This is a genomic window from Pectinatus brassicae (genome assembly GCF_014201835.1).
GTDB lineage: Bacteria > Bacillota > Negativicutes > Selenomonadales > Selenomonadaceae > Pectinatus > Pectinatus brassicae.
The window spans coordinates 17,383-30,091 of sequence record NZ_JACHFH010000023.1; the positions used below are offsets into that span (position 1 = coordinate 17,383).

The window sequence follows — 12,709 nt, forward strand, 5'->3', positions numbered from 1 at the left end:
ATACTATTTAATTCACAGTCCAGCTTTTATATAAATTGTCCATCCAATGTTACTACCTCATTTTGTTTCGCTAGCTGCAGCATAAGCTCTGAGCCCAATTTTATGCCTTGCTTTTTTATTATACCAGTAATAGTTTCTGCGGCTAGTTTAGGACAATTATTTTCAGCGCTCATATGTGCCAAAAACACATGCGATTCCCTTTTTTTCATTCTTACCAATGCCCAAGCAGCATCACCATTAGATAAATGTCCGCGATTACCCATAATACGTTTTTTGAGCATCCAGGGGTATGACCCTTCCGAAAGCATTTCAGGGTCATGATTAGCTTCGAGTACCAATACATCAGAATTATCAATTGCCTCTTGAACATTACTTGTCACAAACCCCAAATCAGTTGCCACTGTAATTTTTTTATTATCTCCGATAAGGCTATACCCTACCGGATTGGCTGCATCATGGGAAATGTTAAAGGCATTTACTGCCAGTTGGCCAATCTTAAAACTATCCTGTATAGGATTAAGACAATCCTGCGGTAATTTGTCTAAACAATACATTGATCTAAAAGTTTCCAAACGTGAATAAAGCGGTATATGATATTTTTTGCACAACGTAGTCAACCCTGCTATATGATCACGGTGTTCATGGGTTATAATTACACCCTGTACATCTTTAATATCCTCGCCTAATCCTTCTAAGGCTTTAACTATACGCCTAGTGCTTATTCCCGCATCTATTAATAATCGCGTCCCGCCAATTTCGGCAAAGACAGCATTCCCTTTACTACCACTTGCTAATACAGCAACCTGCAAATTTATCGTCCTCTCTTATCCTATTGATAATAAACATTAGATAGCTATAATTATACCATTATAATATATATATCAGCAACGAATCAGCATAGCAAGAATAATAAATTAAAATAAATATACCAATAATTTATGGCAAATCTATGACTTTATATAGCAGAAATGCCGCCTAGCAATATTATATATATTGCTAGGCGGCATTTTATATTCGTATTCCTATATAATTAGGCAACGCAAACATTTACAGCACGCATTTTGCTGCTGTCACGGCTATCTGGTTCAGCATCGAAGGTTACTTTCTGGCCTTCTTCAAGGGTTTTATAGCCTTCAACCTGAATAGCGGAAAAATGAACGAATAAATCGCCACTTCCATCATCATTAGTAATGAAGCCATAGCCTTTACCAGCGTTAAACCATTTTACTGTTCCTGTCATCGTATGAGTCCTCCTGAGAATTAAAAAAATATTATATATTCAATAGAGTTAAACTAAAAAACACATGCTCTTGTAAAACATCGAATGAATCAATCAATGACTTACAAGAGCATGTGAGTCCGTTGCCAATCTCTGAATACAGCTTTACTATATCATGTAGCTTTTGAATTGTCAAATAAATATTTGCCCTTTTAGGGCTTTTTTACATTATTTTGTAAAATATTTAAATATAATGTAAATTTTGTTTTTTGTATACATTTTACTTTTTGTCTTGTATACTACCAACATAATATTTTATGCTTTCAACAGTGTATTTTTTAAGTTATAATTAAAGCACTATTATATTTTAATCACATACTATCTAATCATGCATATTCAATTTACAATAAATATTGTTTCCAGCGAGGAGTAATGTAAACTATATGACTTTACGACATTTTTCAATTTTTATTTGTGTATGCCACGAAAACGGCATAACAGCAGCTGCCCGAAAATTACACATCACCCAGCCTTCTGTCAGCCAGGCAATCCGTGAATTAGAAGAACATTATAATATACTATTATTTGAACGTCTGGGGCGTCGTCTTTTCCTAACAGCTGCTGGGCAAAGATTACTAACGTATGCCCAAAACATCATTCATCTTAATCTGCAAACCGAAGAAGCAATGCATTCTTTTAATGCCACTGGCAAAATCCGTGTTGGTGCCAGTATAACTATTGGCGAATCGTTATTAATAGATGTATTAAAGAAGGTTAATACCCAATATCCCCAAGCAGAAATATTATCGCAGATACATAATTCTGCCGTTCTTGAAGAAATGCTTTTAAACAACAAGCTGGATCTTGCCCTAATTGAAGGCAGCATCCATTCAGACCATCTCCAACAGCTTTCCTTCCTGAAAGATGAACTGATATTTATCGCCTCTTGCAATAACCAATTAGCCATAAAGAATGACATCACCCCTATTGATTTACAAAAACAAAAATTCTTTGTCCGCGAAGCTGGCAGCGGAACCCGCGAATTATTTGAAAAGAACATGCAGGATGCCGGAATACCATATGATATCGTCGGCATTTATAACAGTGCTGAAACTATAAAAAAAGCGGTTTCTGCCAATCTCGGCATTAGTGTTATTTCCAAACGCGCTGTACTTACAGAGTTGCATTCCGGTGAATTAATTAGTTTTTCTCTCCCTAATATTAAATTCTCCCGTTGTTTTTGGCTTGCCTATCACAAAGATAAATTCATTACTAATCTGATGCAGTCTTTTATTGACAGCTGCCGGCAAATCCCTGTCATAGTTTAATTTTTAAACACTTGACATTACTTCATAATTTATGTATATTTAGTTTATATTTAAAAGGGAGTAACTTGATAGTCATTATCAACATCACTGCTGTAACCAGCTGGTAATGGCGTCGTTCATCGATAAGTGAGACTTTTAATGCACAAATTGTGCATTAAAAGTCTCTTTTTTTATATACAGGATATACTTCATTGCCTATCGAAGACTCTTTTTAATATAAAGCTGCCCGTATACAATATATTTATTCTATATAAGGAGAACTATTATGGATTTTATCGCGGCCCTCGGAACAATTATTATTTTAGATTTGGTATTAGCAGGTGATAATGCTGTCGTCATTGCCTTAGCAGCTCGCCGTCTACCCTACAACCTACGAAAAAGAGCAATTTATGTGGGAACTGCCGGTGCTATAATCATCAGGATTCTAATGACCATCATTGCTGCCTATTTACTGACTATTCCTTTTTTGCAAGCCATCGGAGGATTATTATTGCTGCCAATTGCCATAAAATTATTGAATCCCAGTGATAAAAACACCTTAACAATAAACTCTGAAGCCAATTTTCTTGCTGCCGTCAAAACAATTATAATTGCTGATGCTGCAATGGGTATTGACAATGTCCTGGCTATCGCTGGTGCTGCCCACGGCAATCTCCTTTTAGTTGTATTAGGACTGTTAATAAGCGTCCCCATCATTGTCTGGGGCAGCAATATCATCGCCGCTTATATGAACAGATTTCCCTTACTGGTCACAATAGGTGCCAGCATTCTCGCTTACACTTCCGGTATTATGATCATCCACGATTTTGCCATAGGCAATATTATCTTGGATTTTAACGAATATTTACGCTATATCCTGCCAGTATTTTTCATTATAATAGTAATCACTTCGCCTTATATACTGCGCATTATTAACAACAAGAAATAAAGACAATCTTAGTCCAAACACAATACATCAATGCTCTACTACCAAATATCTTGCTGCAAATCTCAGTTTCTTACTACCTGACTCTCCACGCAATAAATGACCAAGCTTTACCATCACAAAAATGAGGCTGATACACATATTTAGTAATGCGCACCAGCCTCTATTTTTTCGTATATTATTTTTTCTTAGTTGTTTTTTTACTTGTTTCGGTTTTATTATCAGTTGTCTTAACATCAGCACTTACTTCTTTAAAGGACATTAATCCATTTTGATAATCCGTCATATCCTGCTTATCTACAGCCTCAGATGCAAAAAACGTTATAACATAGTTGGTTTTTTGCCCTTGAATATATGTATCAATTCGCTGGCTTGTGTTTTGCTGTGGCTTTTTATCATTTTTTCCATCTTTATTCGAATCAACATATACTTCCTTAGGCCATACAGCATACATAACTTTATGTCCATTTACAGGAATAAATAAAACTGTTTCATAGCCTCTGTTAGCTATTAAATTAGCAGCGTATTTTTCCGAATCAGCCTTGGTCATTTTATCAAAGTCAGGTATATCCTTTTTATCGAAAGCATTTGTTGCTACTATCCAACCCTTTAATATTGTATATCCTTCATTTTTAAATACAAGCATTTCGCCTTTTTGGTTAGCATCAATCAAAGGAATTGCTCCCAATGGTTTTTGCGGACACTCAATACTATATCCATATTCTTTGCTGGTATATGTATATGCTGAGGCCTGTGCCGGCAATATTGTGCCCACTGCAATGGACAGACAGAAAACGCCTACCAATGTTTTTACTATGTTTATCAATTTCACTGTAATTCCTCCTGTTAATAACCAGTAATATATTCCTTTACAAAAAAATATAGGGATGCTATACACCCCTATATTCATATCATATTTTAATTCAGCAAAAAAGTCAATTACAAATTACATATATTCGTCAGGATTTTGTTTTTTATGGACTTTATGTTTGCGGGCAAATAATGATGCTACTTTTTCTACTACCACAAACATAACCGGTATAAGGAAAACCCCTACAAGTGTGGCCACAAACATTCCGCCTACAACTGCAATCCCCATATTATTACGGGCTGCAGCACCAGCACCAGTAGCAATCGCCAACGGCAGACACCCAATGATAAATGCCAGTGAAGTCATTAATATTGGCCGCAAACGCAGTCTGGCTGCTTCCAAAGCCGCCTTCAGCACTGACATCCCCGTATCAACCCTGACTTTCGCAAATTCAACAATAAGTATTGCATTTTTTGCCGACAGGCCAATCAGCATGATAACACCTATCTGCATATAAATACTATTTTGTTGATTTGTTATATATTCCGACAGCAATGCCCCAAATATACCAACAGGAACCGACAATAATACTGCATATGGCACACTCCAGCTTTCATACAGTGCTGCCAAGCATAAAAAGACAAATACCAATGCTAATATCATAACCTGTGTCGTAGTATTACCTGCTGCTTTTTCTTCACGGCTTTGTCCTGACCACTCAATCTGGAAACCAGATGGTGCTATCTGGTTTGTCACTTCTTCAATAGCATTCATCGCTTGTCCAGAACTATAACCATCGGCTGGATTCCCCTGGATAGTTATACTTTTTGCCGCATTAAAACGGGAAATTACCGATGCCCCAGTTTCTAATTTAGGCTTTAACAATGTATTTAAAGGAATTAAATCACCCGCAGAATTTTTTACATAGATAAATCGGGTAGACTCTGGACCAGTACGATATTTCTTGTCCGCTTGCAGCATAACTTTATAGGTACGTCCAAATAAATTAAAATCATTTACCGGATAACCACCAAAGTTAACCTGCATAGCCGTAAATACATCACTAAGTGATACATTAAGATTCTTTATTTTTTCACGGTCTAGTTCAAAATCATAAACCGGTGTATTAGTTTTAAAGGTGGAATAAACGCCTGCCAGCTCTGGGCGCTGATTAGCTGCCGCCACTATTTTCTGCGTTATTTCATTTAATTCTTCATCCGTATGTCCACTCATATCCTGCAGCTGCATATTAAATCCACCTACAGAGCCAAGACCAGGCAAGGATGGCATACTAAACGCGATAATAGACGCCTGCGGGAATTTAGCTCCCGTCTGGAAAGCTGCGCCAATTTCAGCTTTTATTTGTGTCTGCGGTGTTGTTCTTTTACTCCATGGCTCAAGTCCAATGAATAATGTACCAGCACTTGATTTTGCTGCGCTGGAGCGTATATCATAACCTGATATACCCATTACATTTTTTACGCCAGGAATTTTCTGCATCAATTTTGTATAATCATCAATAACCGCCTGTGTACGATTAGCCGATGCGCCTTCCGGCAAATTTATTGATACTATATAAAAGCCTTGGTCCTCATCAGGAACAAAAGTCGACGGCAGTGTTTTAAACAACCAGCCCATCAGTCCAATGATAATAACAAGGAAAACTACACAGAACTTAGCTTTGCCAATAAACACAGCTACTCTTTTTACATAGCCGCGTGTAATTTTATCAAACCAATTATTAAAAGCATCAAAAAACTTAGCTAATTTCCCAGCATGAGCATTAGGATCATGCGGCTTTAATAAAATACCGCATAGTGCCGGTGTCAGCGACAGTGCCACAAACGCTGACAGACCCATGGAAATTGCAATGGTCAAGGCAAACTGTCTATACAAGACCCCTGTTGTTCCACTTAAAAAAGCTACCGGGATAAATACGGATGCCAAAGTAAAAGCAATCGCTACAACCGGCCCGGATACCTCATCCATCGCACGGCGTGTAGCCTCTTTAGCATTGAGTTTATCCTCACGAATATGACGCTCCACATTTTCAATAACAACTATCGCATCATCGACAACCAGTCCTATCGCCAGTACCATTGCGAATAACGTCAACGTGTTAATTGAAAACCCTAATACCGTAAACGTAGCAAAGGTACCAATAAGTGATACCGGAACTGCCAGCATTGGTATGAGAGTTGCCCGCCATGTCTGCAGGAACAAAAAGATTATAACCATAACCAAAAGCAATGCTTCGGCAAAGGTTTTCACAACTTCTACAATGGATTCTTGAATATAATTGGTATTATCAACAATCTCACTATATTTCAAATCTGGTGGGAAGCTGGCTTCCGCTTCAGTTATTACTTTTTTGACTCCGGCTACAGTCTGCATAGCATTAGCATCATTTGTCAGCATAACACCAATACCTGTAGCATTTTCACCATTCATTTTAGAAACTATACTGGAATCCTTAGCACCTGTTTCTATTCTGGCAACATCTTTTAATCTTATAAAAGATCCATCAGAATTAGATTTTACAATTATATTGCCAAATTGTTCCGGTGTTGAAAGACGTCCTTCAATTCTGCCGGTATACTGGAATTCCTGTTTATCCGGTGTTGGCTGCTGGCCTACGCTACCTGCTGGTGCCTGTTTATTCTGCTCAGTAATTGCCGTTGTCAAATCACTTACGGTAAGTCCCAATTCAGCTATTTTATCCGGATTTATCCAAACACGCATCGAATAATCCGAGCCGAATACATTAAGATCCCCTACCCCAGAAACTCGTTTTATTTTATCTTTCAAATAAACATCGGCATAGTTTTTAAGGAAAGTTTTATCATATGTTCCCTTAGGTGATGATAAAGCGAAAATAAATGCCATATCGGTAGACGCTTTAGCTGTCGTTACACCATTTGATTGAACATCGCTTGGCAGACTGGCATTAGCCGCAGAAATCTGATTTTGAACTTTTACTGAGTCAATATCACCATCTGTACCTAATTTAAAGACAACCTGCAAGCTGTAACTACCATTATCACTTGATGTTGAGGACATATAATCCATTCCGTCAACGCCATTTACCTGTTCTTCTATAACCTGCGCAACTGTTTCATTTATAACACTGGCATTAGCACCATTATAAGTAGCACTAACCCTGACAGTCGGCGGTGATATCTGCGGATACTGTGCTATCGGCAAACTAAACATTGAAATTAATCCCAATAAGACGATTATCAACGATATTACGATAGCAAAAATCGGCCTGTTAATAAAAAATCTTGACAAAATCTCTCACCCCTTACTGTTTTTGGCTAGCGCCTGCAGAAGAAGCATCCTTTATATCTGCACTATTTTGCATTGTCAACCCCAGTTCTTTTGCTGTTGTCATTGTTGGATTTACAAGAACACCATCCCTAACCTTGGTAAGACCTTCTACAATCACCTTATCACCAGCTTTAATACCGCTTTCAATAATCTGGTAACTACCAATTTTTTCGCCAAGTTTTACAGCGCGTGATATTGTTTTATTATCAGCACCTACTACCATGACAAATGATTTATCCAAAACCTGCTGTACTGCACGTTGTGGAACCAAAATAGCATTAGGCACTGTTTCACCTGTCAATTCAACACGAGCAAACATCCCTGGTAATAACAATGTATTAGGATTGTCAAATACTGCTTTTACTGTTAATGTTCCTGTATTATCAGTCATTGATCTATCAACCTGAGCAACTTTACCGGCAATTGGGTATTTACTGCCATCACTTAGAACAATATTTACAGCAGTACCAATAAATTGCCCGTTAAATACCTGATTGAATTTTAAATATTCATTTTCACTCAAACTAAACTGCACATATACTGGATCTACTGCACCAAGTGTAACAAGCGTTGTACTGCCGCCAGTAGCATATGTACCAGTAGCAACATCATTAACATCAAGTCGTCCCGAAATAGGTGCCCGAACAATCGTATCATTATAATTTTTCTTTGCTGTATCCACTAATGCTTCATCAGCTTCCACTGCAGCTTGATACGACGCAACTGTTTGCTGTTGATTTGTATATGTCTGTTCTGAAATTGCATTATTATTTACCAGCTGAGCATAACGCGATAAATCCTGCTGAGCGTTGCTAAGAGTTGCCTGTGCCTGCGCTAAATTTGCTTTAGCCTGGTTTAATGAATTGATATAATTACCATCATCAACCTTATATAACGCCTGCCCTGCTGTAACCTGCTCCCCACCATGAATATACTTAGCCACAACTGAGCCTGAAACTCTTGACTGTACACTAACTTCATTTGTTCCTTTTACCGTACCTGCATATTCAAAAGAAAGTGGTGTATTCTGTTGAATAGCTGCCATTGTCTTTACTTGTACAGCCCCAGCAGCCTGCTGTTTATTCGCTCCACAGCCAGCAAATATCATTGGCACCGCCATTAATAATGTGCATGCACCGACAAATTTCCTCCAGCTTTTTACCATCACTTTGTTCTACCCCCATACATTATTAAATAGTCCTTATAAATAGTAGTATAATCTGTCTTACACTCTTATAAAAGCAATTGATAGATTTTATCCAAAATATTATTTTACTAACATTTTAATCCGTTATCACATTGAAACATAGTAAATAATTATTTACTATCAATGAACATTATAGTATAGTATATTTATTGAAAAGTCAATACTTTATTAGAATGAAAGGGTTTATATAATGATTGACAAAAATGAAATTTCCAATGATTTTCTTGAAATGCTTTTTTTAATGCGCCATCGTATTTTTCGGCATATTTCCATACCACTTCCTATTAACCAATTTGTCGTACTATGTATCCTAGAAGATGAAGGCAGTCTGACATTTTCTGAAATTGGCAAACGCTTAGCTATCATTAAACAACAATTATCACCTTTAATAAATCGTCTCGAAGCTAATGAATTGGTGCAGCGCCTGCCTGATTCACATGATAAACGCCGCACTAACATTAAAATAACTCCCAAAGGTCATGAATTTATAAATCGTCACCAATCCATGGTTAAAGAACATCTGGAAAGTGACATGGTAACACTCAGTGAAAAAGAAATCAAAGAACTTGGGCAATCCCTAAAGACATTAATGAAAATTTTTGGTAAAATAAAAATGTCATAAATGACATTTTTATCTTTAGGGAGGACGTTTATATTGCAAAAGCATAAACTTGTAATCATCGGAATGGGAAATGTAGGTTCAGCTGTATTAGTACAAGCAGTAGCACAGGAATTAGCCGCTGAAATAGTCTGTGTGGATATTAATGAAAAAAAGGCTCATGGTGAAGCTCTTGATATGACACATGCTACCCCTGCATTATGCAGCCCAACAGTTAGTGTCCGTTCAGGCGGATTTGAAGAATGTAAGGATGCCGATATTATTATCTGTGCCGGTGGCCCAAGCATCCTGCCTGACGAAAAACTTGATCGTCTTATTTTGGCTAAACGCAATATAAAGGTCATCACTGATATCATGACTGAAGTTACCACTTATACTAAAGATGCTATATTTATTATGATAACTAATCCATTAGATATCACCACCTATCTTGCCGCCAGCAAATTTGATTATGCACCGGGCAAACTTTTTGGCACTGGCACTACACTTGAAACTTTGCGGTTAAAACGCATTATCGCTAATCATTACAATGTAAATGCCAAAGATGTGCAGGGCTTTATGCTCGGTGAGCACGGAAATTCAGCATTCCCTGCTTGGAGCACCATCAGTATCGGTGGCGTTCCTTTTAACGAGCTTGATAAGTACTATAATCCCCCAATGCCATTCGATAAAGCTGCTTCTGCCGATTTAGTAGTAAAGACAGCTTATGATGTTTTATTATCAAAAGGCTGGACTAATACCGGCATTGCAATGGGAGCCTGCTATTTGGCAAAATCAGTATTATTTAACAGCCGTTGCATTACCCCTGTTTCGCTGCCATTAAATGGCGAATATGGTCTAAATGATGTTGCTTTAAGTCTGCCTAGTATTATTGGCGAAAATGGTGTTGAGCAACGCCTGGCTATTAATTTACCTGACAGTGAATTAACTGACTTGCACAAAAGCGCTGACAGTATAAAAACTGTTTTAAAAGCTAATAATCTTATCAACTAATTACTTTGGCCAAACACCCTAAGCATAATAACCTATGCTTAGGGTGTTTTCTATTTCCATAATTATTTCCTAATGATATACTTACATAAGAAAATCGTTACTATTATCAGGAGGACTTCTCATGAAAAATATCCTAATGTTGGCTACTGGTGGCACCATCGCCTGTGAACCATCTGCTGATGGTCTTGTGCCAAAACTCTCCGGCGAAAAGATGCTCACAATGATTCCTGCTTTAAAAAACATCTGCAATATAACATGTCTCGAATTAATGAATTTAGACAGTTCCAATATTTGTCCTGACAATTGGCTGCTTATGGCTAAAACTATTTATGAAAGTTACGATAAATATGATGGTTTCGTCATAACCCACGGCACCGATACCATGGCCTATACCGCAGCTGCCTTGTCCCATCTTTTAATCAATCTAGATAAACCTGTTATCTTAACCGGCGCACAAAAGCCACTGCAAGCCACCCCCACCGACGCTGCACAAAACATCATTGATTCATTCATTACGGCTGCCGACAAAATTCCCGGCGTTTTTCTCGTATTCAACGGCAACATCCACAAAGGTTCCGTCGTGAAAAAAGTCTACAGCGAAAACTTTGCAGGCTTTGCCAGTATCAATGAACAACCCGCAGGAACAATCGTTCAAAACAGTATCAACTGGCTCAGTTCTTATTCTACTATTTCTACAGTAAATCCTTCCTTAAAATTAATTGATAAATTAGAAGAAAAAATATATATATTAAAACTAATCCCCGGCTTAAAGCCTGACATTCTCGATATATTAGTTGAGCATGACTATAAAGCCATCATCATTGAAGGTTATGGTGCCGGCGGTGTCCCCACTGATAAAGCCATTAATAATTTCCTTCCTGCTATAAAAAGAGCAATTGCTAAAAATGTCAGCATCGTCTGCACCACACAGTGCCTATACGATGGTGTCCATTTGGATAAATATCCCATTGGCATATTAGCAGCCCGCCTTGGTGCTATCTCCGGCACTACCCTCACTACCGAAGAACTTACCATCCGTCTTATGGTAATATTGGCACAGACCAGCGATAATAAACTCATCAAAGAATATGTGGAACAAATCTTGTAATTTTCTATTATACTCGTTGCTAAAAGAGGCAGATGCATATTAATAACTATGTGCGTCTGCTTCCATCTTTTATGCTGTTAAAGCCGTCCCTTCAGGGAAGGTGGCACTGCAAAGCAGTGACGGAAGGGTTTATAACTTAACCCCTCAGTCAGCTAAAGCTGCCAGCTCCGCACACAACGTGTACTATATTTCTAAGCGCTAAAGCGCAAAGAACTATAGCATATATGGGAGCCTTTTGGGATGAAACATTAATATATAATACATGCGACAACCCTATATATCTAATATTTTTTCAAACTTATTTTACATAAAATTTAAATAAGCTCTGTGTACCCTTTTCCCCCATGCCATCTTGCTGCAGCTCTTCCGCTTCAGACAGCACCTGACTTAATACTGGTAATTTAATACTAAACTGTTCTGCTGTATCGGTACCGATTTTCATATCCTTAATAAAATGTTTCAGCATAAATCCCGGTTCAAAATCATCAGAAAATGCTCGTTTTAACACATTATTCATCTGAAAACTACCTGCCGCGCCCTGCGAAATAGCATCATAAACATTTTCTATGCTAAGTCCCGATGCCTTGGCATAAGCAAAAGCCTCACACGCTCCGGCTAAGGCTCCAGCAATAGCAATCTGATTGCAGGCTTTGGTTTTTTGCCCAGCACCAGCACTGCCTTCATAAACAATATTTTTTCCCATGCAGGAAAAAACTGGCAACATTTTTTCATATGCCGCTTCATCGCCACCGACTAAAATTGATAATGATGCATTTTTAGCACCGCTATCTCCACCTGTTACTGGTGCGTCTAATGCCTGCTGTCCTTTTTTACTTGCCTCACTATATATTTTATCTGCCAATACCGGTGAAGATGTTGTCATATCGATAAGATATGCACCTTCTTTAGCATTAGCAATAATTCCATCCTCACCCAAGTATAGTTGCTCCACATCCTGGGGATAACCTACAATAGTTATGACTACATCCTGGTCTTTAGCGCATTGACCGGCACTTTCACAATATACAGCTCCTTTTTCCACTAAGTTCATTGCCTTCGCTTTAGTCCGATTATAAACACTGAGTTCATAGCCAGCAGCCAGTAAATGTTCAGCCATAGCATTTCCCATAATCCCTGTCCCGATAAAACCAATTTTATTCATAGTCATC

At 37.9% G+C, this 12,709-nt stretch carries 11 protein-coding genes; 5 read left to right on the forward strand and 6 right to left on the reverse strand.

What is annotated here, in order from left to right; translation table 11 throughout:
- Window positions 1-26: 26 nt before the first annotated feature.
- Together HNR32_RS09335 and HNR32_RS09340 are read right to left on the reverse strand one after the other, a co-directional pair.
- Window positions 27-809 (reverse strand): MBL fold metallo-hydrolase, encoded by a 783-nt coding sequence (locus HNR32_RS09335; RefSeq protein WP_183861971.1) that lies wholly within the window; start codon window positions 807-809, stop codon window positions 27-29.
- Between the two features lie 221 nt (window positions 810-1,030).
- Window positions 1,031-1,240, reverse strand: a complete 210-nt coding sequence (locus HNR32_RS09340) for a cold-shock protein (RefSeq protein WP_183861973.1) — start codon at window positions 1,238-1,240, stop codon at window positions 1,031-1,033.
- 422 nt (window positions 1,241-1,662) lie between these two features.
- On the opposite strand from HNR32_RS09340, the gene HNR32_RS09345 reads away from it, so the two are divergent.
- Both HNR32_RS09345 and HNR32_RS09350 read left to right on the forward strand, forming a co-directional pair.
- Complete coding sequence (locus HNR32_RS09345) at window positions 1,663-2,547, forward strand: LysR family transcriptional regulator (protein ID WP_183861975.1); 885 nt, start codon at window positions 1,663-1,665, stop codon at window positions 2,545-2,547.
- A gap of 265 nt (window positions 2,548-2,812) precedes the next feature.
- Window positions 2,813-3,475, forward strand: coding sequence for a TerC family protein (locus HNR32_RS09350; RefSeq protein WP_183861977.1), 663 nt, complete (start codon window positions 2,813-2,815; stop codon window positions 3,473-3,475).
- Between the two features lie 175 nt (window positions 3,476-3,650).
- On the opposite strand, the gene HNR32_RS09355 is transcribed toward HNR32_RS09350, so the two are convergent.
- The 3 genes from HNR32_RS09355 to HNR32_RS09365 form a co-directional block, all read right to left on the reverse strand.
- Window positions 3,651-4,304, reverse strand: coding sequence for a hypothetical protein (locus tag HNR32_RS09355; RefSeq protein WP_183861979.1), 654 nt, complete (start codon window positions 4,302-4,304; stop codon window positions 3,651-3,653).
- Window positions 4,305-4,418: 114 nt separating this feature from the next.
- The gene (locus HNR32_RS09360) at window positions 4,419-7,574 is read right to left on the reverse strand and encodes an efflux RND transporter permease subunit (RefSeq protein WP_183861981.1); all 3,156 of its coding nucleotides are present in this window, start codon (window positions 7,572-7,574) and stop codon (window positions 4,419-4,421) included.
- A 13-nt stretch (window positions 7,575-7,587) separates the two neighbouring features.
- Window positions 7,588-8,778 carry an efflux RND transporter periplasmic adaptor subunit gene (locus tag HNR32_RS09365; protein WP_183862026.1) on the reverse strand — a complete coding sequence of 397 codons (1,191 nt, stop codon included), beginning with the start codon at window positions 8,776-8,778 and terminating at the stop codon, window positions 7,588-7,590.
- Between the two features lie 232 nt (window positions 8,779-9,010).
- Between HNR32_RS09365 and HNR32_RS09370 the strand changes: the two genes are divergently transcribed.
- The 3 genes from HNR32_RS09370 (at window position 9,011) to HNR32_RS09380 (ending at window position 11,540) form a co-directional block, all read left to right on the forward strand.
- Window positions 9,011-9,442, forward strand: coding sequence for a MarR family winged helix-turn-helix transcriptional regulator (locus tag HNR32_RS09370; RefSeq protein WP_183861983.1), 432 nt, complete (start codon window positions 9,011-9,013; stop codon window positions 9,440-9,442).
- The gene (locus tag HNR32_RS09375) at window positions 9,443-10,432 is read left to right on the forward strand and encodes an L-lactate dehydrogenase (protein WP_183861986.1); all 990 of its coding nucleotides are present in this window, start codon (window positions 9,443-9,445) and stop codon (window positions 10,430-10,432) included.
- A 121-nt stretch (window positions 10,433-10,553) separates the two neighbouring features.
- The gene (locus tag HNR32_RS09380) at window positions 10,554-11,540 is read left to right on the forward strand and encodes an asparaginase (RefSeq protein WP_183861988.1); all 987 of its coding nucleotides are present in this window, start codon (window positions 10,554-10,556) and stop codon (window positions 11,538-11,540) included.
- A gap of 298 nt (window positions 11,541-11,838) precedes the next feature.
- Here HNR32_RS09380 and HNR32_RS09385 read toward each other — a convergent pair whose 3' ends face one another.
- Window positions 11,839-12,708 (reverse strand): NAD(P)-dependent oxidoreductase, encoded by an 870-nt coding sequence (locus HNR32_RS09385; protein WP_330999298.1) that lies wholly within the window; start codon window positions 12,706-12,708, stop codon window positions 11,839-11,841.
- Window position 12,709 lies beyond the last annotated feature (1 nt).

Coding starts and splice junctions, on each gene's coding strand:
- HNR32_RS09380 (WP_183861988.1), top strand. CDS start 10,554: ATGAAAAATATCCTAATGTTGGCTACTGGTGGCACCATCGCCTGTGAA.
- HNR32_RS09375 (WP_183861986.1), top strand. CDS start 9,443: ATGACATTTTTATCTTTAGGGAGGACGTTTATATTGCAAAAGCATAAA.
- HNR32_RS09340 (WP_183861973.1), bottom strand. CDS start 1,240: ATGACAGGAACAGTAAAATGGTTTAACGCTGGTAAAGGCTATGGCTTC.
- HNR32_RS09345 (WP_183861975.1), top strand. CDS start 1,663: ATGACTTTACGACATTTTTCAATTTTTATTTGTGTATGCCACGAAAAC.
- HNR32_RS09365 (WP_183862026.1), bottom strand. CDS start 8,778: ATGGTAAAAAGCTGGAGGAAATTTGTCGGTGCATGCACATTATTAATG.
- HNR32_RS09350 (WP_183861977.1), top strand. CDS start 2,813: ATGGATTTTATCGCGGCCCTCGGAACAATTATTATTTTAGATTTGGTA.
- HNR32_RS09385 (WP_330999298.1), bottom strand. CDS start 12,708: ATGACTATGAATAAAATTGGTTTTATCGGGACAGGGATTATGGGAAAT.
- HNR32_RS09370 (WP_183861983.1), top strand. CDS start 9,011: ATGATTGACAAAAATGAAATTTCCAATGATTTTCTTGAAATGCTTTTT.